The sequence below is a fragment of the Jatrophihabitans fulvus genome, assembly GCF_054781375.1.
In genome coordinates, this window is record NZ_BAAGUN010000006.1 from 87,133 (window position 1) to 109,996 (window position 22,864).

A 22,864-nucleotide genomic window follows, 5' to 3' on the forward strand; every position below is an offset into this window, starting at 1 on the left:
CCTCAGCTGGTGATGTCCTTGCGGTCGAAACGCAGGAACGCCAGGCCGAGGAAGACCGCGATGTAGACCAGCGCGACGCCCGTCCCCCGCATCATGTCGTCGTAGACGATCGGGGACGACAGCGCGTCGACCCACGAGTAGTCCCAGTGGGCGAGCAGGTAGTCGCGGAAGCTGCCCAGGGCGGTGATCTGGTCGATGATGTTGCCGATGACCGTGATCATCACCGCCCCGCCGACGGCGCCGAGCGGGTTGTCGACCAGCACGCTGAAGAAGAACGCGAGCGCGGCGACCGCGAACAGCTGGATCGTCACGTACCCGATCACGACGACCATCGAGAGCAGCGTGTTGCCGCCGTCGCCGATGGACCCGCCCAGCGGGGACACCGCCGGGCCCCAGCCGAAGAACACGCCCCCGACGAGGAACGCCCACACGGGCAGCACGATGTTCGCCGCCAGGCACAGCACCGCGGCCACGGCGAGCTTCTGCCGCAGCATGCGCGCCCGAGGCACCGGCTGGGCGAGCAGGTAGCGCAGCGACGACCAGCTGGCCTCGCTGGCCACCGTGTCGCCGGCGAACAGCGACACCACCACCACGAGCAGGAACCCGACGGACGCGAACAGCGTGAACAGCGCGAAGTTGATGCCGCCCGCCGTGGCGAGGCTGACCAGCTGCGGCGAGTCGCCGCCCTCGGTCGCGTCGGCGCCGCCGAGCTGGAAGGCCAGCGCGATCACGATCGGCAGCACGATGAGCAGCCCGAAGGCGATCTGCGTGCGCCGCCGCTTCACCTGGCGGACGAACTCGACCCGGAACCGCAACGTTCGTCGCGGGTTGTAGCTGTGCGGACGCTCGGGGTCGAGCTCGGCCAGCCGGTCGTGCACGCCTCGGGACGTGGCCGCCGACTTCGACAGTTCGCGGTCGTCGACCCGTCCGGCCCTGCCGAGCCCCGCGGGTGCATGCCCGTTGGCCCGTCCGTTCGCCGTCGACGTCTCGGACTCAGCCACGGACGTCCACCTCCTCGCCGATCAGTTCGAGGAAGACGTCCTCGAGCGAGCGCCGCGCGGGCACCAGGTCGGCCTCCATCCCGGCCGCGGCCAGGATCTCGGCCGCGCGCACCGGGTCGGACACGGCCAGCTGCGCGCCGTCCGTCCCCGAGATCTCGTCGACCGACCCGGCCGACACGACCCGTCCCTTGTGCATCACGACGACGTGCGTGCAGGTCTGCTCGACCTCGGACAGCAGGTGGCTGGACACCACGACCGTCCGCCCGGTCTCGGCGTACTGCTTCATGACCTCACGCATCTCGGCGATCTGGGGCGGGTCGAGTCCGTTGGTCGGTTCGTCGAGCACGAGCAGTTCCGGCAGGCCCAGCATCGCCTGCGCGATGCCGAGCCGCTGTCGCATGCCCTGGCTGTAGGTGCGCACCCGCCGGTCGACGGACCCGCCGAGCCCGGCGATGTCGAGCGCGACCTGGAACTCCGCCTCGGAGTCCGGACGGCCGGTGCTCGCCCAGTACAGCCGCAGGTTCTCCCGTCCGGTGAGGTGCGGCAGGAAGCCGGGACCCTCGATGAACGAGCCGAGTCGCGACAGCACCGGCGCACCCGGGTAGATGGGCTCGCCGAACACGTGCAGCTCGCCCTCGGTCGGCGTGATGAGCCCGACCAGCACGCGCAGCGCGGTAGTCTTGCCGGCGCCGTTGGGTCCGAGCAGGCCGACGACCTGCCCCTTCTCGACCCGGAAGCTGATGCCGTCGACGGCGCGGTAACCGCCCGCGTACTCCTTCACCAGACCGCGGACGCTGACGGGGACGTCCTTCAGCGACGGGTCCGGCTTGAGCGTGCGGCGGCGGCGCACGAACACGGCGCCGACGGCAGCGGCGACGAGCAGGCAGGCCGCGAAGCCGGCGAGCAGCCAGCCGAGCGGGAACCCGCCCGAGACGGTCGAACCGTCGAGGGTGGGCGCGGCGACGGCCGCCCCGGACGGCAGCGAGATGCGGTAGGTGCGGGCGTCCGCCGGCCCGGCGTAGGCGAAGTCGGACGCGCTGAGCGACAGCGCGACCCGGTGGCCGGCGGCGACGTCCTGGACGATCGTCGGCAGCCGGACGGTGACCGTGCGCGCCTCACCCGCCCGCAGGCCGGTGATGCGCAGCGGCGACACGAGCTGCGACGGCAGCGTGTACGACCCGTCGGAGCTGACGTCGCGCAGCCCGGCGAACAGGACGGCGTCACCGGACTTGTTCGACTGCACGCTCACGCGGACGGTCGGCTGACCCACGATCGACACCGCGTCGTCGAGCGGCTCGGAGACGAACAGGGCCGTCTGCCCCGGCGCGCTCGGCAGCACCGACAGCGCGCGGTCGAAGCGGCCGCTGATGCCGCCGAGGCCCGGGATGCTCGTGATGACCGACGGGACGCCGCCGGCGGGCGAGCCGATCGTCTGCGGCGGAGTGTTCAGCGGGATGCGCTGACGAGCCCGGTCGGTGCCCTGGATGCCGGGGTACGCGTCGGCGCGCTGCACCTCCTGGTCGACGTCGCCGGAGTCGGCGGACACGGTCGTCGCCTGCGACGCGAACGTGAACGGCTGCGCGCCCTTCAGGTCGTCACCGGCGAACACCTTGCCGAACCACGTGATCGCGTTGCCCACCGCCACACCGCCACCGGCGGCGGAGTTGTCGTGACCACCGGGCCGCCACGACACCGACACCGGGGTGCCGTTGGCCGAGATGCCGCGAGCGTTGGCGTCGGCCTCGCTCAGCGGGAAGAGCGAGTCCTGCACACCCTGCGTCAGCTGGGTCGGCGCCTTGATGCGCGTGATGACGGACGCCGGGCTGGCCTCGCGCATGAGCTTCGTCATCGCCGCGGTGGGCGACCCCTTGGCCGCGGACGCCTGGTAGGCGGCGCACACGTCGGCGGCGAAGCGTCCGCAGCTGGGGGTGCCGGGCGTGGGCCCCTCGCGCTGGTCGCGCAGCAGCCGCTCCAGCGCGCCGCGGTCGTCGAATGCGTTGCCGAACAGCAGCCCGACCCAGAGCTTCTTGAACGGCCCGGGCGCGCTGCCCGCGCCGTTGGGGAAGAAGTCGTTCGCGATGTCGTTCCACGTGATGTCGGCGCTGACGGCCTTGATGCGCTGGTCGTAGGCCGACAGCAGCAGCGAGATGCCGCCGCCGTAGGACGACCCGGCTGCCGCGACCTGCGGGGCGCCGTCCTTCTTCTCGACCTGGTCGAGCCCGGCGAGGTAGGAGACCAGCAGCTTGGCGTCGTTGACCTCGTAGCGCGGCGACGCGAAGTGGATCTTGCCGCCCGAGTCGCCGAACCCGCGGGCGCTGTAGGCCAGCGCCACGTAGCCGGCCCGGGCGAAGCGCTCGGCGTCGGCCCGCAGGCCGTCCTTGTCGCCGCCGAAGCCCTGCGTCAGCAGGACCGCGGGCGCCGGCGTCGTCTCGGGCAGGTAGAGCGTGGTGTCGAGCCGGACCTTCTGCCCGCCCGGCTCGGGCGTGCCGGTGAGGAACTGCGACCGGCTCGACACGGACGGTTCGGAGTTGGCCACGGACAGGCCCACGATCAGTCCCGCGGCAGCGAGCACGATCACCAGGACTACCGCTGTGGTCCGGGAACGCATCCGCTCGGGAAGTGCTCCCAGCTTCATCCGGTCAGCGTACGGACGGAACATGTGTGGTGACGTCGGGGTGAACCCGGGTTGCGACCCCGAAGCTCACCCGGTGCGGTCAGCCGTGAAGTCGCTCGTGCAGCGCGGCGTCCTTGGCCCGGGCGGTGGCGGCGAGGTCGTCCTGGAACGCGGCCATCCTGCCCGCGAGTTCCAGGTCGTGGGCGGCGAGCATGCGGACGGCCAGCAGCCCCGCATTCCGCGCCCCGCCGATCGACACGGTGGCGACGGGAACGCCCGCCGGCATCTGGACGATCGACAGCAGCGAGTCCATGCCGTCGAGGTACTTCAGCGGCACCGGGACGCCGATGACCGGCAGCGTGGTGAGCGAGGCGACCATGCCGGGCAGGTGGGCCGCTCCCCCGGCGCCGGCGATGATCACCTTCAGGCCGCGCCCGGCGGCCTGCTGGGCGTACTCGACCATGCCGGTCGGCGTGCGGTGCGCCGACACGACCCGCACCTCGTGCGCGACGCCGAACTCGGCGAGCGCCTCGGCGGCCGCACCCATGACGTCGAAGTCCGAGTCGGACCCCATGATCACGCCGACGGTCGTCACAGGTCGCCTCCGTACATCAGGTAGTCGGCCGCGGCACCGGCCCGCTCGCGCAGCGCGGCGAGGTCGTCGCCGACGGTGGTCACGTGCCCGACCTTGCGACCCGGACGGAACTGCTTGCCGTAGAGGTGCAGCTTGACGTCGGGCCAGTGGGCCATGAGGTGGTGGACCCGCTCGTCGAGACCGGACGGGCGGACGTCCGCGGGGCCGCCGAGCAGGTTGACCATCACCGTCCACGGGGCGGTGGGGGTGGTCGCACCGAGCGGGTAGTCGAGCACCGCGCGCACGTGCTGCTCGAACTGCGAGGTCAGCGACCCCTCGATCGTCCAGTGCGCCGAGTTGTGCGGCCGCATCGCCAGCTCGTTGACGAGCAGGCCGTGGCCGGTGTCGAAGAGTTCGACGGCGAGCACGCCGGTGACGCCGAGTTCCCGCGCGATGCGCAACGCGAGGGCCTGAGCGCCCTCGGCCGTCTCCTCGTCCAGGCGCGGCGCGGGAGCGATGACCTCGACGCAGATGCCGTCGCGCTGCACGGTCTCGACGACGGGCCACGCGGCGCCCTGCCCGAACGGCGAGCGGGCGACGTCGGCCGCGAGCTCGCGCACGATCGCCACCTTCTCCTCGGCGAGCAGGCGGATGCCGGAGCCGAGCACCTCGGCGGCGTCGTCGAGCGAGTCGACCACCCACACGCCCTTGCCGTCGTACCCGCCGCTGGCGGCCTTGAGCACGAGCGGCCAGCCGACCTCGTCGCCGAACGCGCGCAGGGCGTCCTGGTCGTCGATGGCCGACCACCGCGGGCACGGCACCCCCAGCTCGGTGAGCCGGGTGCGCATGGCGAGCTTGTCCTGGGCGAAACGCAGGGCGGACGGCCCGGGCTGCACGTTCACGCCCTCGGCCTCGAGCGCCTGCAGGTGCTCGTTGGGCACGTGCTCGTGGTCGAAGGTGACGACGTCGCAGCCGGCGGCGAACGCGCGCAGGTCGTCGAGGGAGCGGTAGTCGCCGGTCACCGAGGGCGCCACCAGCGCCGCCCCGTCGTCCGGTGAGTCGGCCAGCAACCGCAGCGACTGTCCCAGCGGTATCGCCGCCTGGTGCGTCATGCGGGCCAGCTGGCCCGCCCCGACCATGCCGACCACGGGCAGGCCGGTGCGCTCGTCCACGTCCCGAAGCTTAGGCGGACGTCCGGTCGAGCCTGGGCGGCGGCTGGGGACGGTAGCGCCGTCCGGGGCCCGTGACGCGTAACCTGCGGGGACCATGACGACCACCCGGCCCCCGTCCCTGCGCGACCGCCTGCGCGGGTCGTACCGGGTGCTGGCCAAGGAACTGGCCGCCTTCGGCGTCATCGGCGCCGTCGCCTTCGTCATCGACATCGGCCTGTTCGCCGCCCTCGCCTCGTACGGGGCGTTGAAGGCGAAGACGGTGTCGACGCTCGTGTCGACCACGTTCGCCTACTTCGGCAACCGGCACCTGTCGTTCTCGCACCGGGCCCGGACGGGTCTGGGCCGCGAGACCGCGTACTTCTTCGGCATCAACCTGCTGACGCTGGCGTTCTCGCTTCTGGTCATCGCGCTGTTCGTCTACCCGCTCGGGTTCGACCACGAGAGCGGCACCGTGCTGGCGGTGAACATCGCGACCATCGGGCTGGGCACGCTGTTCCGCTTCTGGGCCTACAAGCGGTTCGTCTTCCTGCACCCGGACCGCGTGCACGCCAAGAACGTCGACCTCGACGAGGAACTGGCCGAATAGCTACCCGGCGCCGCCGATGTCGGTCTGATAGGCCTCGTACACCAGGTCGGCGCCGCGCTGCCGGTGCCGGATCAGGTGGCCGAGCAGCCGCGTCGCCGCCTCGCGGAGCTCACCGACGCGCTCCTCGGTGCACGGCTCGTCACTCGCGGCGACGAGCCCCGCGATCTCGGCGGCCAGCTCGACGTGTTCGGCGGTGAGCCGGTCGACGGCGTTCGCCAGGCGGGCGTCCGCGACGAGGATCGCCAGGTGCAGCCCGTCGGCGCCCTCGGTGACCTCGACGTGCGCGGCGAAGTCGCCGGCGAGGATGACGAGCGCGTCGTGGACGTTCTCGCCCCACACGACCGAGCGCCCGTAGGCCGGCGCGGCCAGGGTGATCTCGAGGTAGTTCAGGGTGCCGCGCAGTTCGGCCCGTCTGAGGCGGACGGCCTCCAGCTCGGCGTTCTCGGTCGCGGTGCGGGCGTTCTCGGTGCTGCCACTGGGTTCCACGGGGCACCTCCTGCCGGAGTCCTTGCGGGAGTGCCAGGGTGACGCGCCGGGCCGCTCCCGTCCAGCCTTCGGACGGAACGCGACCCGAAGAATTCACCGCCGCGTCGCCCGCGGCGGGTCACAGCCCGGCGAGGCCGCGGGCCCACCCCTTCTCGCGCGCGATCTCCTCGTCCGTCCACTCCTGTTCGGGGCCGCGGTAGCCGTCCTTGCGCCAGGGCCCGACGACGACGCCGGCGAACAGTACGAGGTGGCCGGCCAGCGCGAGGTAGAGGGCAGGTCCGAACCCGCCGGTCACGTCCTCGAGCCGGGTCGTCATCAGGACCGTCAGGGCGGTGGAAGCCGACACGAGCAGGACCCCCAGCGCCTGGAACATCCGCGTGAACCTGGACGGGATCGTCGCGCCGAGGCCCGCGAACACGGCGAGCGCCACCCCGACGAAGGCGAGCCCGGAGAACCAGAGCGCCGTGACGTCGCGGTGGTAAGCGTCGGCCAGGGTGTCGCCGATGTCGTCGTAGCTGAGCCCGCCGTACCAGCCGATCGGCAGCAGCAGGGCGGCGATCGACAGCTTGGCGCCGACGATCTGCAGCACCTGCCCGGTGGTGCCGGTGGGGCGCGGGCCCTTCCGGGCGGAGACGGGGGCGGGTGTGGTGGTCATGACGAGAACCCTCACCCGGATCGTCCCCCGGGACGGGGGTGGTGCCACCTCAACCGGTCGCGGCTGCCATGCCTTCCGCCCGGCCCAGCAGGACCGCCCGTTCGACGTCGTTGTCGCACTCGGCGGCCGCCCGGCGGAACTCGACCGCCGCCTCGCCGCGCCGTCCCAGGCGCGCGAGCACGTCACCGCGGACGGCGGCGACCAGGTGGTAGCCGCGCAGCGCGGGCAGGTCCTCGGCGACGAGATCGTCGACGATGGCCAGCGCCTCGTGCGGGTCGCCGGCCATCGCGACGGCGACGGCCCGGTTGAGTTCGACGACGGGCGAGCCGGTGGCGTCGACGAGCCGGTCGTAGAGCGCGGCGATGCGCGCCCAGTCGGTGTCGGACGCCCGGCCCGCGCGGGCGTGGCACGCGGCGATCGCCGCCTGCAGCACGTACGGGCCGTCGCCTGCCAGTTCCTCGGCCCGGGCCAGCGCGCCGAGGGCGTGGGCGACGAGCGTGCGGTCCCAGCGTCCGCGGTCCTGGTCGAGCAGCTGCACCGGTGTGCCGTCGGCGGCGACGCGGGCGCGCAGCCGCGACGCCTGCAGCTCCATGAGCGCGACGAGACCGGACGCCTCCGGTTCGTCGGGGGCGAGCGCGGCGAGCATGCGGCCGAGCCGCATCGCCTCCTCGCACAGCACCGGACGGGTCCAGGCGGTGCCCGACGACGCCGCGTACCCCTCGTTGAACACGAGATAGACGACCTCGAGCACGGACGCGAGGCGCTCCCGCAGCTCGTCGCCCTCGGGGGTCTCGAACGGCACCCCGGCGGCGGCGACGGCCTTCTTCGCCCGCGTGATGCGCGCCGCCATCGTCGCCGTCGGCACGAGGAACGCGCGGGCGATCTCCTCGGTGGTCAGGCCGCCGACCATGCGCAGCGTCAGCGCCACGCGGGCCTCCGGCGCGAGCACCGGGTGGCAGGCGGTGAACATCAACCGCAGCACGTCGTCCTGCACCACAGGTGTCATGTCGAGCTCCCCGATCGGGTCGGTGGCCTCGTCGAGGTCACGTCCGATCTCGGCGAGCTTGCGCTGGTACGTGACGTCGCGGCGCACCCCGTCGACCCAGCGGCGGCGGGCGACCGACGTCAGCCACGCGCCCGGGTTGTCGGGCACGCCCGTCGCCGGCCACTGCTCGAGCGCGGCGACGAGCGCGTCCTGGGCGAGGTCCTCCGCGAGCGCGACGTCGCGGACGGTGCGGGCGAGCCCGGCCACGATGCGGGCGGCCTCGATCCGCCAGATCGCGGCGATCCGGCGCTCGAGACTCCCCGCACCGACCGTCACTGGTGCTGCGACTCGATGCGGTCGCGCAGCTTCTGCTCGTGCTCCTGGATCTCGGGCGTGGCCGCGTCGCCGAAGTCCTCCAGCTCGAAGACGGGACGGACCTCGACCTCGCCCTCGACGAACGGCACCCGCGAGGCCCACTCCATGGCCTCGTCCATCGACGCGACCTGCCAGATCCAGAACCCGGAGACCAGCTCCTTGGTCTCGGCGAACGGGCCGTCGACGACGGTGGCCTTGCGGTCGTTGAAGCGCACCCGCTTGCCCTTCGAGCTCGGGGTGATGCCCTCGCCGGCCAGCATGATGCCGGCCTCGACGAGCTCGGAGTTGAAGCGGCCCATCTCGTTCAGTTCGTCGGTCGTGGGCATGCGGCCGGCCTCGCTGTCGTCGCTGGCCTTGACGATCACCATCACGCGCATCTGAAGGTCCTCTCCTCGGGCGGGGCCTGCTGCCCTGCCTCACCCCTGCGTCGAACGAGCCGACACCGTATCGACAGCCGGTGGAAAAAACTTCCGGTCAGAGTTCGACGGCGTCGATCGCGCGGTAGATGCGCTTCTCGCTGACCGGACGGGCGGTGCCCAGCTGCTGCGCCCAGAGACTGACCCGCAGTTCCTCGATCAGCAGCGCGATGTCCCGGACGTCGGCCGCCGCGGCCCGGGTCGCGGGCAGGGCACGGACGAGCTCGTCGTAGGCGTCCTGCACGGCGTGCACCCGCGCCATGCGTCCGCGATCGACGTCGAGGTCGCGGGCCAGGACCTCGAGACGGCGCCCGATGGCGGTGACGTAGCGGGCGGCGTCGGCCAGGTGCGCGATGCCGATGCGGGCCACGAAGCCCGCGGGCAACAGGCGCCGGAACTGCTCCCGCACGTCGGCGACCGCGTCCGCCTGCACCCTGGGCGGGTCGGACGGCAGCGCCAGCCGCACCTCGTGGGCCGCGGCGAGCACCGGGGTGACCCTGCGGACGGCGTCCAGCGTGGCCGCGACCAGCTGCGTCGACACGGTGTCGCGCAACCGCGCGAAGTCGTCGCGGCGCCGCACCGGGGAGGCGAGCGCGTCGACCGCGGCGTCGGCGGCGTCCTCGATCAACGCGGCCAGCGAGCCGTCCGGATTGGTGCCCAGCACCAACCGGTCGCGCGTGCCGAGAGCGCGTTCGACGTGCTTGACCGGCGACGGCGACGACAGCCGCAGCAGCCGGCGCAGCCCGAGCGGGGTGGCGGCGTCGGCCTCGGCGGCAGTGGGCAACACCCGGACGGCGACCGCGCCGCCCTCGTCCACGAGGGCGGGGAAGCCGCGCACCGTGTGCGCGCCGCTTCGCCGCTCGACGGACACGGGTAGCTCGTCGAGGTCGTCCGGCCAGTCCGTGAGGCCCGTCCGCTCGAGCTCCCCGGCGACCGCGGCGGCGACCGCCGCGCGCACCGGGGCGGCCAGCTGCTCCTGCAGCACGGTCAGGTCCTTGCCGGTGGCGACGACCTCGCCGTCCGCGTTCTCGACGGCGAACGTGACCCGCAGGTGCGACGGCAGCTTGTCGAGGTCGAACGCGTCGAGCGGCACGAGCACACCGGTGCGGCGCTGCAGCTCGCGCTGGATGCCGGGCAGCAGCGCGTCCTGGCCCGGATCGAGCGCGGCGAGCACCGCGCGGGCGGTGTCGGGCACCGGCACGAAGGTGCGGCGGATGTCCTTCGGCAGCGAGCGCAGCAGGGCGACGACGAGTTCCTCGCGCAGGGCGGGCACCTGCCAGGCGAAGTCCTCCCCACCGAGCCGGGCGAGCACGTCGACGGGCACGTGCACGGTGACGCCGTCGTCGTCCGCTCCGGGCTCGAAGCGGTACGTCACCGGCAGTTCGAGGTCGCCCGCGTGCCAGCTGTCGATCGTCTCGGGCTCGTCCTCGCGGCGCAGCAGGTCGTCGCGGGTGAGCGTCAGCAGGTCAGGCGTCGTGTGGCGCTGCTTCTTCCACCACGCGTCGAAGTGACGCTGCGACACCGCGCTCGCGGGCACCCGCTGGTCGTACCAGGCGAACAGCTCGTCCTCGGTGATGAGCAGGTCGCGGCGGCGGGCGCGTTCCTCGAACTCGGCCAGCTCCTCGCGCAGCGCCTGGTTGTCGCGGAAGAAGTGGTGGCGGGTCGTCCAGTCGCCCTCGACGAGCGCGTGCCGGAGGAACAGCTCGCGCGCCTCCTCGGGGTCGACGGTCGAGTAGCCGACGCGCCGGCGCGGCACGAGCGGCAGGCCGTAGAGGGTGACCCGCTCGTAGGCCATCACGGCACCGCGCTGCGCGTCCCAGTGCGGTTCGCTGTACGTGCGCTGCACGAGCGGGCCGGCGACCCGCTCGACGGTGTCGGGGTCGATACGGGCCGCGACCCGTCCGAAGAGGCGCGACGTCTCGACGAGGTCGGCGACGACGATCCAGCGCGGCGGCTTCTTCGTCAGCACCGAGCCGGGCGCGAGCACGAACCGGGAGTTGCGCGCGCCCTGGTAGTCGCGACCGTCCCCCTCGCGGACGCCGACGTGGCCGAGCAGCCCGGCGAGCAGCGCCGCGTGCACGCGGTCCGGCGGTGCGGGCTCGTCCTGCTCCACGATGTCGAGTGTTTTCGCGATAGTGCGCAATTGTCCGACGAGGTCCTGCCACTCGCGGATGCGCAGGTAGTGCAGGAACTCCTCGCGGCACATGCGCCGGAACGCGTTGCCCGAGCGTTCCTGCCGCTGCTCGCGCAGGTAGCGCCACAGGTTGAGGAACGACACGAAGTCGCTGTGCTCGTCGGCGAAACGGCTGTGCTTCTGGCGCGCGGCGTCCTCACGGTCGGCGGGACGCTCGCGCGGGTCGGGGATCGACAGCGCCGCAGCGAGCACGAGGACCTCGCGCACGCAGCCCTCGTCCGCCGCGGCCAGGATCATCCGTCCGATGCGGGGGTCGAGCGGCAGCTGCGCGAGGCGCCGTCCCAGAGGGGTGATGCGGCCCTCGGCGTCGAACGCGCCGAGTTCCTGCAGCAGCTGCGCGCCGTCGCGCACGCTGCGACGGTCGGGCGGGTCGAGGAACGGGAAGTCGACCATGTCGCCGAGCTGCAGCGCCGACATCTGCAGCATCACCGACGCCAGGTTGGTGCGCAGGATCTCGGGGTCGGTGTAGCGCGGGCGGGTGTCGAAGTCGTCCTCGCCGTAGAGCCGGATGCAGATGCCGTCGGCGACACGTCCGCACCGGCCGGCGCGCTGCGCCGCCGAGGCCTGCGAGACCGGCTCGATGGGCAACCGCTGCACCTTCGTCCGCCTGCTGTACCGCGAGATGCGGGCGGTGCCGGGGTCGACGACGTAGCGGATGCCGGGCACGGTCAGCGACGTCTCGGCGACGTTGGTCGCGAGCACCACCCGGCGTCCGGTGTGAGGTTGGAAGACCTTCTGCTGCTCGGCCGTCGACAGCCGCGCGTACAGCGGCAGCACCTCGGTGTTGCGCAGCCCGCTCAACGCGTCGGCGGTGTCGCGGATCTCGCGCTCGCCACTGAGGAACACGAGCACGTCGCCCGGCTTCTCGTGCTCGAGCTCGTTCACCGCGTCGACGATGGCCTCGGTGACGTCGCGGGTCTCGGTGCGGATGACGTCGTGATCCGGATCGTCCGGATCATCGCCGTCGCCTTCGACCGGCACCTCGAGCGGGCGGTAGCGGATCTCGACCGGGTAGGTGCGTCCCGAGACCTCGACGATCGGCGCGGGCGTGCCTGCCGCGTCGGCGAAGTGGGCGGCGAACCGCTCGGGCTCGATGGTGGCGCTGGTGACCACGATCTTGAGGTCGGGACGCCTGGGCAGCAGCTGCTTGAGGTAGCCGAGCAGGAAGTCGATGTTGAGGCTGCGCTCGTGCGCCTCGTCGAGGATGAGCGTGTCGTAGCGCAGCAGGCGGCGGTCGCGCTGCATCTCGGCGAGCAGGATGCCGTCGGTCATCAGCTTGACCAGCGTGCGGTCGCTGACCTCGTCGGTGAAGCGGACGGTGTAGCCGACGACGTCGCCGAGCGGCGACTTCACCTCGTCGGCGATGCGTTGCGCGACGGTGCGGGCGGCGAGCCGCCGCGGCTGGGTGTGGCCGATGGTGCCGCGCACCCCGCGGCCGAGCTCGAGGCAGATCTTGGGCAGCTGGGTGGTCTTGCCCGACCCGGTCTCGCCCGCCACGACCACCACCTGGTGGTCGCGGATCGCGGCGGCGATGTCGTCGCGCTTCGCGCTGACCGGAAGGTCGGGATACGTGATCTCGGGGACGGCGAGCCGCCGGGTCTCGACCAGCGCCTCGGCGCGGGTCAACTGGGCGGCGACCTGTTCGAGGTTGGTCGGCCTCGCGCTGCGGCGCAGTTGCCGCAGCCGGCCCCGCAGCCGGTCGGCGTCGCGGAGGGTCAGCCCGCCGCCGTCGCCGAGACGGTCGCTCAGCTCGGCGACGGACGGCGGGGCGGACACTCCGTCCAGGCTAGTGAGGTGCCACCAGCGGGTTCAGGCGCGCCCGGACCCGTCCTCGGGCTGGACGGCGTGGGCCGCGTCCTCGTCGTCGATGCGGACGCCGGCGAGCGGGTCGCCGGCTCCGGTGCCCGCCACCTCGGGCGCGGTGTTCGCGGGCGGGGCGTCGGTGGGCGGCGCCCCTTCGCCGCTGGCGCGCTGCAGCGGCTGGATGCGGTCCTCGGCCGCCTGGGCGTCGGGGTTGGCGAAGGCGTCGATGCCGTCGTGCGGCTCGCGCGGGATGTCCTGGTCGGTCGGCTCGGTCACGACACAGGCCCTACCCGCCGGGCGGCACCACGACGCAGGTCGGACGCCAGGTAGGCGTCAAGTGACCGGCACGATCCGGGCGGTGACGAGGTCGCCGTCCACGATCTCGAGCTCGCCGACCGTCCCCCGCGGTTGCCGACGCCGGTCGGTGGGCGAGCCGGGATTTAAGGCCCGCTGACCGTCCACGGTCTCGTCCCACGGGATGTGCGAGTGGCCGAAGACGACGAGCCGGGCCGACGGGAACATCCGGCGCAACCGGCCGGCCCGTCCGCCCGCGGGCCCGCTGTCGTGGACCATGCCGACCGGCAGCCCGCCGAGGTCGATCTCGAGCCGTTCGGGGGCGCCCCAGCGCGCGACGTCCGGGCCGTCGTTGTTGCCGAGCACGACGTGCAGCGGCGCGAACGTTGCGAGCTCGTCGAGGGTGTCGGCGGTGCACACGTCGCCGGCGTGCAGGATCGCGTCCGCGCCGTCGAGCACCCGGGCGACCGCGGGCGGGCACCCCTTCCACCGCCGGGGCGAGTGGGTGTCCGAGACGACGGCGACGCGCATACGTGCAGCCTTCCCCCGATCAGCCCGAGGCACCGGCCCCGCCCGTCAGCACGCCCATGGCCTCGCGGGCCCGCCGCACCACCCGGCCGGCCACGGCCGAGGCCCGCTCGGCCCCGCGCGCCAGCACCCGCTGCAGCTCGGCCGGGTCGGCGAGCAGTTCGTCGTGCCGGCGACGGATCGGGTCGAGTTCGGCGACGACGGCGTCGGCGCAGGCCGACTTGAGCGCGCCGTAGCTGCTGTGCCGGTCGGCGACCTGCTCGGGGGTCGAACCCTGGAGCGCGGCCAGGATCTCGAGCAGGTTGGCCACGCCCGGCTGCCGGACGGGGTCGTGGCGCACGACGTTCTCGCCGTCGGTGACCGCGCGGCGCAGCTTGCGGCGGATGGTGTCCGGGTCGTCGAGCATGCGGATCACGCCGGACGCGTCGTCCGGTGCCGACTTGCTCATCTTGCGCGCGGGGTCGGCCAGGTCGCGCACCCGCGAGGCCAGCGCGGCGGGCGCGAGTCGCGGCACCGTGAACGTGGGTCCGTAGGTGGTGTTGAACCGCTCCGCGAGGTCGCGGGCGAGCTCGACGTGCTGCGACTGGTCACCGCCGACCGGCACCGTGCGGGCGTCGTAGAGCAGGATGTCCGCGGCCATGAGGCACGGGTAGGTGAACAGCGAGGCGCGGGTGCCGGGCCGTCCGCCCTTCTCCTTGAACTGGATCATGCGGCCGAGCTCGCCGACGTGGGCGGTCGACTCGAGCAGGTAGTTGAGCTCGACGTGCGCCGGCACGGCCGACTGCACGAAGACGGTCGCGCGGTCGGGGTCGACACCGGCGGCGAGGAACAGCGCCGCCGTCGACAGCGTGAGCCGTCGCAGCCGGTCCGGGTCGTGGTGCGTGGTCAGCGCGTGCAGGTTCGCGACGAAGTAGAAGCAGTGCTCCTGGTGGTCACCGAACCTGCGCAGCGCACCGAGGTGGTTGCCCAGCGTCAGCGGTCCGGACGGGGTGATGCCGGACAGTTCGATCTCGCGGGTGGTGGTCTCGGTGGTGGTCTCGGTGGTGGTCATGGTGGTGCCCTTCCGGGTCGGGCCCGCACGGGCCGCCCGCAGGAACACGACAGCCGCCCGGACGGGCGGCTGTGGTCGAGGCTGGGATGCGTCGGGTCGGGCCGTCCGTCAGGACGGCCACCAGGTGCGACGTGCTGCCATGCCGGGAGCGTAACCCGGCTGGGCGACGCGCCGGACCCGGATTGACTTAAATCGAACTGGCGTTCGAGAATCGAGGCATGCTCGACGTCGCCATCCGCAAAGCCGACGGCACCTCCGCCGTCGACTGGCAGCACGTCGGCGTCCGCACCGCTCCCCCGCTGCCGGTCGCGGAGGCGCTGCACCCGATCCTGCCCGACGGGCTGCGCCGCGGCAGCACCGTGTCGGTCACGGGGTCGCTGTCGCTGCTGTTCGCCCTGCTCGGCGCGGCCTCGGCCGACGGGGCGTGGTGCGCGCTGGTCGGCTTCCCGCGCCTGAGCGCCGAGTCGGCGCAGGAGTACGGCGTCGACCTGCGGCGGCTCGCGCTCGTGCCCGAGCCCGGCACGGGGTGGACGACGGCGGTCGGCGCCCTGCTCGACGCCGTCGACGTCGTGGCCGTCCGCCCGCCCGCGGGCCGCCAGCGGCTGGTGCCCGGCGACGTCCGCCGGCTGGCTGCGCGCGCCCGCAGCAAGGACGCCGTGCTCGTCCCCTTCGCGACCGGCACCGCCACGACGGCAGCGTCCGACTGGCCGAATGCCGACGTCCGGCTCACCGCCCGTCCCGGCGAGTGGACCGGCATCGGTCTCGGCAGCGGACGGCTGCGCGCGCGCCGCGTCGAGGTCGCCGCGGGCGGCAAGGGCGCGGCCGCCCGGCCCCGCTCGACCACGCTGTGGCTGCCCGCCGCCGGTGGCGGCGTCGAGCCGTACTCGAGCGCGATCACCGACCTCGCCCCCGTGGTCGAGTACGAGAACGGGCCCGCCTACGGCTCCGTCGCCGAAGCGGGCTGAGGCGGTGAAGCTCGCCGACGCCCCGCGCCGCATCAGCGTCTGGTGCCCCGACTGGCCGGTGACGACCGCCCGTGTCGAGGCCGGTCACGCCGCGGACGAGCCGATCGCCGTCGTCACCGCCAACCGGGTGGTGGCGTGTTCGCAGACGGCGCGCGACCACGGCGTCCGCCGCGGGTTGCGGCGGCGCGAGGCGCAGGGCCGCTGCCCGTCGCTGGTCGTGCTGGGCCGCGACGAGGCGGCCGAGGCGCGGGTGTTCGAACCGGTGGTGGCGGCGCTCGAGGCGATCGCGCCCGGCGTCGAGATCGCCCGTCCGGGGCTGGCGGCGATCGGGGTGCGCGGGCCGACGCGCTACTTCGGCGGCGAGACGGGGGTGCTGCAGGCGCTGTCGCGCGGGGTGGCCGACATCCCCGTCCTGCACGGTGCCGACCTGCTCATCGGCATCGCCGACGGTTCGTTCGCTGCCGAGCAGGCGGCCCGCCGCGGCATGGTGATCGAGCCCGGTGACTCGGGGGCGTTCCTCGAGAGCCTGCCCATCGAGGTGCTCGACCCGGCGGGCACGTCCCCGCTGGTCGACCTGCTGAAGCGGCTGGGCATCCGCACCCTCGGCGCGTTCGCCGCCCTGCCCGCCCGCGACGTGCTGGCCCGCTTCGGCCCCGACGGCGCGTGGGCGCACCGGCAGGCGTCCGGCACCGACGACCACCCGGTCAGTGGACGGCGGCCACCGGTCGAGTTCACCGCCACCCTCGACCTCGAACCGCCCGTCGACCGGGTCGACACCGTCGCGTTCTCCGCGCGCGGGCTGGCCGAGCAGTTCGTCGGCGACCTCGCCGCGCACGGGCTCGCCTGCACCTGCCTCGAGCTGCAGGCGCTCAGCGAGAACGGCGAGGAGACCGTGCGCCGCTGGCGGCACGCCGGGGTGCTGGGCGCCGCCGACGTCCTCGACCGGGTGCGCTGGCAGTTGGAGGGGTGGCTGTCCGGGCCCAACCGGCCGTCCGCCGGGGTGATCCGGGTCGTGCTCGTGCCCGTCGAGGTCGTGCCCACCGGTGCCCATCAGCAGGCACTGTGGGGCGGGCAGGGCGACGACGACGAGCGCGCCGCGCGCGCGCTGGCCCGGGTGCAGACGCTGCTCGGTCACGGCTCGGTGCTGGCGCCGGTGGTCGAAGGCGGCCGCGACCCGGGGCAGCGCACCCGGCTGGTGCCGTGGGGCGACGAGCCGCTGCCGTTGCGCTCGCCCGAGCAGCCGTGGCCGGGGCAGCTGCCCGCGCCCGCCCCCACGGTGCTGCTCGACCCGCCCCGGCCGGCGCAGTTCCTCGACGCCGCGCGCCGTCCGGTGGTGGTCACCGAGCGCGGCGCGGTGCCGTCCGCCCCGGCGTACTTCGGCCTCGGACGGGAGGTGTCGGCCATCAGCTCGTGGGCCGGCCCCTGGCCGGTCGACGAACGCTGGTGGGCACCCGACACCGGCGACGGCGGGCCGCGGCGGGTGGTGCGCTGCCAGGTCGTCGACGTCCACGGCCGGGCCTACCTGGTCACCGGCGAGATGGCGGACACCGCGCCCAGCTGGCAGGTCGAGGCGGTCTACGACTGAGCGGAGAGGTGGCCGGCCAGGGCCCGCAGCCGGCGGCGGGTCTCCTGCCGGAAGAGGAACCGCGCGACGGGTTCGATCGCGAACGCGAGCCATCGCGGCTTCACCGTGAACGTCATCGTGTACGTCGCCCTCGACCGGTGCTCGCCGAGCGGCTCGTGGCGGATCGACGCCGCCCACGACGCGAAGAACGGCGGCCTGGACTCGAGCTTGATCGCCGCCACGCGCGGCCGGTCGAAGCTCACGTAGCGGGTGCGGAACGCGTACCCGCCCAGCCACCACTTCGCGGTGCACACCGCGACGACCCCCTTCGCGGGGGCGGCGCCGTCGACGGTGCACGCCCTGCGCAACAGGGTGTCCCACTCGAGGCGGTGCTCGTAGTCGTGCACGGTGTCGAACACCCGCTCGCACGACGCGGGCAGGTCCTGCTCGACGACGATGTGGACGGTCATGGGCGCACGGTCACGACATCAGCGAGGCGGCCAGCGTCCCGCCCAGTTCGAAGGCGGCCTCGCGGACGTCCTTGTCGACCGGCCCGGTGACCACCAGCGGCTCGACCGCCTTGCGCCAGCCCATGCCCTGGGTGATCGACTCGGCCGCGCGCACCGCGCCCTGCGCATCGTTGTTGCCGTGCACCCACAGCCCGTACGGCGCACCGGGTTTCTCGGTCAGCGTCGGGTAGTAGACGCCGTCGAAGAAGTGCTTGAGCGCGCCGGACAGGTACCCGATGTTGACCGGGGTGCCGAGCAGGAACCCGTCCGCCTCGAGCACGTCGACCGGCGACGCGACGAGCGCCGCCCGGGTGCGGACCTCGACGCCCTCGATGCCGTCCGCCCGGGTGCCGGCGAGCACGGCGTCGAGCAGCTCGTGCGTCGCCGGCGACGGCGTGTGGTGGACGACGAGCAGCACGGCCATCCGTCCATCATCGCCGGACGGCCGTGCGCGCCACCGACGACGGTGACTGGCATGACGTCATGAATCGCGCATTTCGATCATGTTCGTCGCCTGCGTCCGATCCACGCGGCGCCCGCCGTTCACCTGCGGACGGCACACTGCGCGCGTGACCGCCCCCGCCTCCGGCTCGCTGCGCCGCAGCCTGGGCACGTCGGACGCCACCGTCGTCGGGCTCGGGGCGATGCTCGGCGCGGGGGTGTTCGTGGCGGTCGCACCGGCCGCGCGGGCCGCCGGGTCGTGGCTGCTGCTCGGGCTCGCCGCCGCCGCGCTCGTCGCGTACTGCAACGCGACGTCGTCGGCACGGCTCGCCGCCCGCCACCCGCGCGCCGGCGGCACGTACGTCTACGCGGGCGAGCGGCTCGGGCCGTTCTGGGGCCATCTCGCCGGCTGGTCGTTCGTGGTCGGCAAGACCGCGAGCTGCGCGGCGATGGCCCTGACGATCGGCAGCTACGTCAGCCCGGACCACGCCCGCCCCGTCGCGGCGGTCGCGGCGGCGGGGGCGACGGCGCTCGCGCTCGCCGGGGTGCAGCGGACCACCGCCGTCACGAGGGTCGTCGTCGTGCTGGTGCTGCTCGTGCTGGCCGCGGTGGTGGTCGCGGCGTTCGCCGGCGCCCCGGGCGTCGAGCGCATCGGCGGCGCCGGGGTGCACGCCGACGCGCACGGCGTGCTGCAGGCAGCGGGTCTGCTGTTCTTCGCGTTCGCCGGGTACGCGCGCATCGCCACGCTGGGCGAGGAGGTGCGCGAGCCCGCGGTGACGATCCCCCGCGCCGTCCGGACGGCGCTCGGCATCACCCTGGTGACCTACGCGTGCGTGGCGGTCGCCGCGCTGGCGGCCGCGGGCCCGTCGGCGCTGGCCGCCTCACCCGCGCCGCTGCGCACCGCCGTCCGCGCGGTGGGCGCCGGCTGGCTCGAGCCGGCCGTCCGGGGCGGCGCGGTCATCGCCGCGTTCGGAGCGCTGCTCGCCCTGCTGCTCGGGGTCTCGCGCACGACCCTCGCGATGGCCCGCGACCGGCACCTGCCGCGGCTGCTCGCCGCGGTCGACGAGGCACGCTCCGTGCCCCGGCACGCGGAGGTGGCGGTCGGCTGCGCGGTGATCGTCCTGGTGCTGTTCGTCGACCTGCGCTCGGCGATCGGATTCTCGTCGTTCGGCGTGCTGCTCTACTACGCGCTCGCCAACGCGAGCGCGGCGAGGCTCGGGTCAGGGCGGACGGGCGGCTGGGTGCCGGTCGTCGGCTTGGCGGGATGTCTGACGCTCGCAGCGAATCTGCCCCTGACCTCGGTGGTCACCGGGGCGGGCGTGGCGATCGCAGGAAGTGCTGCGTACCTCGTCACGCGCCGCTAGATTCGCCGGGTGTTCGGGATCATCAAGCCGTGCCGCAACCTGCTCGGCGACGAGTTGCGCACCACGTGGATGGCGCACCTGTGCGGCATGTGCCTCGCCCTGCGCGACGAGCACGGCCATGCGGCCCGCCTCGTCACCAACTACGACGCGATCGTCGTGTCCGCGCTCGTCGAGGCGCAGCGGGCGTCCGCGCCCGGTCGCCGCCACGCCGGGCCGTGCGCGCTGCGGGGCATGAAGCCGGCGCCCGTGGCCACCGGCGACGGTGCGCGGCTCGCGGCGGCGACCTCGCTGCTGCTGGCGTCGGCGAAGCTGTCGGACAACGTCGCGGACGGGGACGTGCACGGTGCCGTCCGCAGCCGTCTGGCCGGACGGGTCGCGTCCCGGCTGGCGCACGCCGGCACCGCCACCGGCTCGACGCTCTCGCTCGACACGGTCGCACTGCTCGACGCGGCCGCGGGCCAGCGCGACGCCGAGGCCGGCGCGCGGACGATCCTCGACATGACCGCCCCGACCGAGGCGGCCGCGTCCCTGGCGTTCCGGCACACCGCGGTGCTGGCCGGACGGCCGGAGAACGAGGAGCCGCTGGCCGAGGCGGGCCGCCTGTTCGGCCGGGTCGCCCACCTGCTCGACGCCGTCGAGGACCTCGAGGCCGATCTCGCCGCCGGCGTGCTCAATCCCATCGCGGCGTTCGGGCTCACCCCGGACGAGGTACGCGCCCACTGCGACGACGCCGTCCTCGGCGTGCGGCTGGCGCTGAAGGACGTGACGTTCGACGACGACCGGCTGGTGCACAAGCTGCTCGGCCACGAGCTCGAGAACGCGGTGCGCCGCGGCTTCGTCCGCGCGGGGCAGCCGAACCGTCCGGCCGGGCCGCCACCGGGACCTCCGCCCGCGCAGCCCCCGGGCGCGCCGGGCGGGCCGCCGCCCGGCCCGCCCCCGGGTCACACGCCGCCCGGCCAGCACCCGCCGGGTCAGCGTCCGCCCGGGTGGGACCCGACCCTGCCCGGCGGCGGCGACGACACCAAGAAGGGCGCGATCGCAGGGTGCTTCGCCTCGCTCGTCGCCTGTGGCACCTGCCAGGCCTGCCGCAACCAGAACGCGGAGGACGGGCAGCAGAAGGAACGCTGCGGCGGACTGGGTGACTGCTGCGACTGCTGCGACTGCTGCGATTGCTGCGACGGCGGCTGTGGCGACTGCTGCGACTGCGGCTGCGACTGCAGCTGCTGAGGGGCAACGATGACCCAGGAGTCACTCGCCCCGGTCGACGAGTCGTGGACGTCCGCCCTCGCGGTCGTGGCCCACCCGGACGACCTCGAGTACGGCACCGCGGCGGCGATCGCGCGGTGGACGTCGCAGGGCAAGCGCGTCGCCTACGTCCTCGCCACGAGCGGCGAGGCGGGCATCGACGCGATCGACCCGGCCGAGTGCGGTCCGCTGCGCGAGGCCGAGGAGCGCGCGTCGGCCGCGGTGGTCGGCGTCGACAGCGTCGAGTTCCTGGGCTTCCCGGACGGCGTGCTCGAGTACGGACTGCCCCTGCGCCGCGCGATCGCGGCGGCGGTGCGGCGGCACCGTCCGGACGTCGTGATCACGAGCAACCACCACGACCACTGGGGTCCGGGCGCGCCGAACCAGGCCGACCACATCGCGCTCGGCCGCGCCGTGCTCGACGGCGTGCGCGACGCCGGCAACCGGTGGGTGTTCCGGGACCTGCTCGACGAGGGACTCGAACCGGTGACGGTGTCGACCGTGCTCGTCGGCGCCAGCCCGTACGCCGACCGTGCCGTCGACGTCTCCGACCATCTGGACGCCGGCGTCGCGTCGCTGGCGGCGCACGCGGCCTACCTGCGCGGGCTCGGCGAAGACGCCATGAGCGACCCGCGCGAATTTCTCGAGGCGCAGGCACGCCCCGTCGGAGCGCGCCTCGGAACGACGTTCGGCGTCCCGTTCGAGGTCATCCGATTCTGAGCAGGGGCTCTCCTCCGCAGGTAGTCTGCGCGCGTGCCGATCACCGTCGTGACCCATCGCGACGACGTCGGCGCGCCCACCAGTCGTGACGTGCTGGCCGCGGCCGACCGGTACGTGATCAAGAACTCCGCGCTCGAGGTGCTGGCCGAGGGCCGCATCGTCGCGCACTACCCGTCCGGCAACTGGCTCAGCGTGTTCGTCGACGAGCCGGTGCGGGTGCTGAGCACGTCACCGCTGGGCAAGGACGCGACGAGCTGGGTCGAGGTCGACCCGGGCCTCAACGTCCACCTCGACTTCCTCGACGGGCACATGGGCGCGGACGCCTTCCGGGTCGCTGACAGGGGGTCCGCTCCCACCTCGCACACATCGGCGGCATCGCCGGCATCGGCGGCATCGCCGACATCGGCGGCATCGGCGGCATCGGCGGCTTCGCCGGGGGTAGCGGCGCCGACGGCGGCGCCGGCATCGCCGCCGCCATGGGCCGACATGCGGCCCTCGACCGGCCCGGTGTACGACCCCGAAGCGGACCAGCGCCGCCCGTCCGTCGCCGACGTCCCGGCCGACAAGGACGCCTTCATGCCGGTGGCGTTCGCGCCCCGCCCGCTGCGTCCACCGGAGGAATCGCAGGACGAGCAGCCGCCGCGGGAGCGGATGCAGCAGTTGCGCTTCCGGCCGCGCATCTTCCGCGCGGCCCACGGCGACGGGACGACGCCGGCGGCCGACCCTCCGTCCGACCGGCCGCGCATGCAGCGCATCGCGTTCCGGCCGCGGGTCTACCGCGCCGCCCAGCAGCCGCCGCAGCCCGCGCCGGAGCCGGACGACGCCGACGAGCCGTCGGAGTAGCTACCGGTCGTGGTCGTCGTCGTCCAGCGGGACGGCCACGTCCTGCTCCGCGGCGTCGGCGGGATCGGCCTCGAGCGGCAGGTCGGTGCGGGGCGAGGTCGTGTCGTCGTGGACCGCGGGACGGGCCTGCTCGGCGACGTCCGCCTCGGGCGCTTCGTCACTCAGGTGATCGGGCTCGGACATGCGGGTCTCCTCTCTCGGTCATCGAGGTGCCTACCCCTCGGATGCGGCGCAGGTACCCGACGATAGGGATCGGGTGGAAGCCCAGCGTCCGCCGTCAGCGCATGCGCGTGTGGAGCTGCACGTCGTCACGCTCACCGGTGATCGGCGTGCCCTGGTGGAACCGTATGCGGAACGGGCGGGCACCGACGTCCCAGAGCGAGGCGTGGCGGCTCGCGGAGCCGTCCGGTCGGACGATGCGGTAGGTGACCAGCACGAGCCCGTCCGCCGGCCGGGTCAAGACCGCGGATCTCGTCGTC

General features: G+C 73.8%; 23 protein-coding genes. 7 read left to right on the forward strand and 16 right to left on the reverse strand.

Translation table 11 applies throughout. From position 1 onward, the window contains the following. Positions 1-2 precede the first annotated feature (2 nt). From ACYVP9_RS18330 to ACYVP9_RS18345, 4 genes are all read right to left on the reverse strand, one after another. On the reverse strand, positions 3-1,001 hold the full coding sequence (locus tag ACYVP9_RS18330; RefSeq protein ID WP_460606370.1) for an ABC transporter permease: 999 nt from the start codon (positions 999-1,001) through the stop codon (positions 3-5). Beyond that, positions 994-3,636 (reverse strand): ATP-binding cassette domain-containing protein, encoded by a 2,643-nt coding sequence (locus tag ACYVP9_RS18335; protein WP_460606371.1) that lies wholly within the window; start codon positions 3,634-3,636, stop codon positions 994-996. Before ACYVP9_RS18335 ends, ACYVP9_RS18330 begins: the two co-directional genes overlap by 8 nt. A 79-nt stretch (positions 3,637-3,715) precedes the next feature. Continuing rightward, a complete protein-coding gene (gene purE, locus ACYVP9_RS18340) occupies positions 3,716-4,189 on the reverse strand; it encodes a 5-(carboxyamino)imidazole ribonucleotide mutase (RefSeq protein WP_460606613.1) in 474 nt (157 codons plus the stop codon). 17 nt (positions 4,190-4,206) lie between these two features. Next, positions 4,207-5,361, reverse strand: coding sequence for a 5-(carboxyamino)imidazole ribonucleotide synthase (locus tag ACYVP9_RS18345; RefSeq protein ID WP_460606372.1), 1,155 nt, complete (start codon positions 5,359-5,361; stop codon positions 4,207-4,209). A gap of 94 nt (positions 5,362-5,455) precedes the next feature. Between ACYVP9_RS18345 and ACYVP9_RS18350 the strand changes: the two genes are divergently transcribed. Further along, positions 5,456-5,947 (forward strand): GtrA family protein, encoded by a 492-nt coding sequence (locus ACYVP9_RS18350; protein ID WP_460606373.1) that lies wholly within the window; start codon positions 5,456-5,458, stop codon positions 5,945-5,947. Here ACYVP9_RS18350 and ACYVP9_RS18355 read toward each other — a convergent pair whose 3' ends face one another. The 8 genes from ACYVP9_RS18355 to trpS form a co-directional block, all read right to left on the reverse strand. Next, positions 5,948-6,433, reverse strand: coding sequence for a hypothetical protein (locus tag ACYVP9_RS18355; protein ID WP_460606374.1), 486 nt, complete (start codon positions 6,431-6,433; stop codon positions 5,948-5,950). Positions 6,434-6,551: 118 nt separating this feature from the next. Next, positions 6,552-7,088, reverse strand: coding sequence for a hypothetical protein (locus ACYVP9_RS18360; RefSeq protein WP_460606375.1), 537 nt, complete (start codon positions 7,086-7,088; stop codon positions 6,552-6,554). Between the two features lie 49 nt (positions 7,089-7,137). Beyond that, positions 7,138-8,409: an RNA polymerase sigma factor gene (locus ACYVP9_RS18365; protein WP_460606376.1), complete on the reverse strand. Its 1,272-nt coding sequence runs from the start codon at positions 8,407-8,409 to the stop codon at positions 7,138-7,140. Continuing rightward, a complete protein-coding gene (locus ACYVP9_RS18370; RefSeq protein WP_460606377.1) occupies positions 8,406-8,825 on the reverse strand; it encodes a YciI family protein in 420 nt (139 codons plus the stop codon). Before ACYVP9_RS18370 ends, ACYVP9_RS18365 begins: the two co-directional genes overlap by 4 nt. A gap of 97 nt (positions 8,826-8,922) precedes the next feature. Further along, positions 8,923-12,834: an ATP-dependent RNA helicase gene (gene hrpA / locus ACYVP9_RS18375; protein WP_460606378.1), complete on the reverse strand. Its 3,912-nt coding sequence runs from the start codon at positions 12,832-12,834 to the stop codon at positions 8,923-8,925. Positions 12,835-12,867: 33 nt separating this feature from the next. After that, positions 12,868-13,137 carry a hypothetical protein gene (locus tag ACYVP9_RS18380; protein ID WP_460606379.1) on the reverse strand — a complete coding sequence of 90 codons (270 nt, stop codon included), beginning with the start codon at positions 13,135-13,137 and terminating at the stop codon, positions 12,868-12,870. Between the two features lie 57 nt (positions 13,138-13,194). Then, positions 13,195-13,686, reverse strand: coding sequence for a metallophosphoesterase family protein (locus ACYVP9_RS18385; protein WP_460606380.1), 492 nt, complete (start codon positions 13,684-13,686; stop codon positions 13,195-13,197). A 19-nt stretch (positions 13,687-13,705) separates the two neighbouring features. After that, positions 13,706-14,734: a tryptophan--tRNA ligase gene (gene trpS / locus ACYVP9_RS18390; protein WP_460606381.1), complete on the reverse strand. Its 1,029-nt coding sequence runs from the start codon at positions 14,732-14,734 to the stop codon at positions 13,706-13,708. Positions 14,735-14,952: 218 nt separating this feature from the next. Between trpS and ACYVP9_RS18395 the strand changes: the two genes are divergently transcribed. Both ACYVP9_RS18395 and ACYVP9_RS18400 read left to right on the forward strand, forming a co-directional pair. Further along, entirely contained in the window at positions 14,953-15,699 is a 747-nt protein-coding gene (locus tag ACYVP9_RS18395) for a hypothetical protein (RefSeq protein ID WP_460606382.1), read from the forward strand. A 4-nt stretch (positions 15,700-15,703) separates the two neighbouring features. Continuing rightward, entirely contained in the window at positions 15,704-17,284 is a 1,581-nt protein-coding gene (locus tag ACYVP9_RS18400) for a DNA polymerase Y family protein (RefSeq protein ID WP_460606384.1), read from the forward strand. On the opposite strand, the gene ACYVP9_RS18405 is transcribed toward ACYVP9_RS18400, so the two are convergent. Both ACYVP9_RS18405 and ACYVP9_RS18410 read right to left on the reverse strand, forming a co-directional pair. Beyond that, a complete protein-coding gene (locus tag ACYVP9_RS18405; protein WP_460606385.1) occupies positions 17,275-17,733 on the reverse strand; it encodes an SRPBCC family protein in 459 nt (152 codons plus the stop codon). The two genes, ACYVP9_RS18400 and ACYVP9_RS18405, sit on opposite strands and share 10 nt — an antisense overlap. Before the next feature lie 10 nt (positions 17,734-17,743). Continuing rightward, positions 17,744-18,196 (reverse strand): flavodoxin family protein, encoded by a 453-nt coding sequence (locus ACYVP9_RS18410; RefSeq protein WP_460606386.1) that lies wholly within the window; start codon positions 18,194-18,196, stop codon positions 17,744-17,746. Positions 18,197-18,341: 145 nt separating this feature from the next. Here ACYVP9_RS18410 and ACYVP9_RS18415 point away from each other — a divergent pair, with 145 nt between their 5' ends. Genes ACYVP9_RS18415 through ACYVP9_RS18430 form a run of 4 tightly spaced genes read left to right on the forward strand, consistent with a single transcriptional unit; the run spans position 18,342 to position 22,385 of the window. After that, positions 18,342-19,577 (forward strand): APC family permease, encoded by a 1,236-nt coding sequence (locus ACYVP9_RS18415; protein ID WP_460606387.1) that lies wholly within the window; start codon positions 18,342-18,344, stop codon positions 19,575-19,577. A 9-nt stretch (positions 19,578-19,586) separates the two neighbouring features. Next, on the forward strand, positions 19,587-20,804 hold the full coding sequence (locus ACYVP9_RS18420; protein ID WP_460606388.1) for a DUF5685 family protein: 1,218 nt from the start codon (positions 19,587-19,589) through the stop codon (positions 20,802-20,804). A gap of 9 nt (positions 20,805-20,813) precedes the next feature. Continuing rightward, positions 20,814-21,542: a PIG-L deacetylase family protein gene (locus ACYVP9_RS18425; protein ID WP_460606390.1), complete on the forward strand. Its 729-nt coding sequence runs from the start codon at positions 20,814-20,816 to the stop codon at positions 21,540-21,542. Positions 21,543-21,575: 33 nt separating this feature from the next. After that, complete coding sequence (locus ACYVP9_RS18430) at positions 21,576-22,385, forward strand: hypothetical protein (protein WP_460606391.1); 810 nt, start codon at positions 21,576-21,578, stop codon at positions 22,383-22,385. Here ACYVP9_RS18430 and ACYVP9_RS18435 read toward each other — a convergent pair whose 3' ends face one another. After that, positions 22,386-22,568: a hypothetical protein gene (locus ACYVP9_RS18435; protein WP_460606392.1), complete on the reverse strand. Its 183-nt coding sequence runs from the start codon at positions 22,566-22,568 to the stop codon at positions 22,386-22,388. Between the two features lie 94 nt (positions 22,569-22,662). Then, on the reverse strand, positions 22,663-22,845 hold the full coding sequence (locus tag ACYVP9_RS18440; protein ID WP_460606393.1) for a hypothetical protein: 183 nt from the start codon (positions 22,843-22,845) through the stop codon (positions 22,663-22,665). Positions 22,846-22,864 lie beyond the last annotated feature (19 nt).

Coding starts and splice junctions, on each gene's coding strand:
- ACYVP9_RS18385 (WP_460606380.1), bottom strand. CDS start 13,686: ATGCGCGTCGCCGTCGTCTCGGACACCCACTCGCCCCGGCGGTGGAAG.
- ACYVP9_RS18360 (WP_460606375.1), bottom strand. CDS start 7,088: ATGACCACCACACCCGCCCCCGTCTCCGCCCGGAAGGGCCCGCGCCCC.
- ACYVP9_RS18350 (WP_460606373.1), top strand. CDS start 5,456: ATGACGACCACCCGGCCCCCGTCCCTGCGCGACCGCCTGCGCGGGTCG.
- ACYVP9_RS18425 (WP_460606390.1), top strand. CDS start 20,814: ATGACCCAGGAGTCACTCGCCCCGGTCGACGAGTCGTGGACGTCCGCC.
- ACYVP9_RS18435 (WP_460606392.1), bottom strand. CDS start 22,568: ATGTCCGAGCCCGATCACCTGAGTGACGAAGCGCCCGAGGCGGACGTC.
- purE (WP_460606613.1), bottom strand. CDS start 4,189: ATGGGGTCCGACTCGGACTTCGACGTCATGGGTGCGGCCGCCGAGGCG.
- ACYVP9_RS18370 (WP_460606377.1), bottom strand. CDS start 8,825: ATGCGCGTGATGGTGATCGTCAAGGCCAGCGACGACAGCGAGGCCGGC.
- ACYVP9_RS18410 (WP_460606386.1), bottom strand. CDS start 18,196: ATGGCCGTGCTGCTCGTCGTCCACCACACGCCGTCGCCGGCGACGCAC.
- ACYVP9_RS18405 (WP_460606385.1), bottom strand. CDS start 17,733: ATGACCGTCCACATCGTCGTCGAGCAGGACCTGCCCGCGTCGTGCGAG.
- ACYVP9_RS18335 (WP_460606371.1), bottom strand. CDS start 3,636: ATGAAGCTGGGAGCACTTCCCGAGCGGATGCGTTCCCGGACCACAGCG.
- trpS (WP_460606381.1), bottom strand. CDS start 14,734: ATGACCACCACCGAGACCACCACCGAGACCACCACCCGCGAGATCGAA.
- ACYVP9_RS18395 (WP_460606382.1), top strand. CDS start 14,953: ATGCTCGACGTCGCCATCCGCAAAGCCGACGGCACCTCCGCCGTCGAC.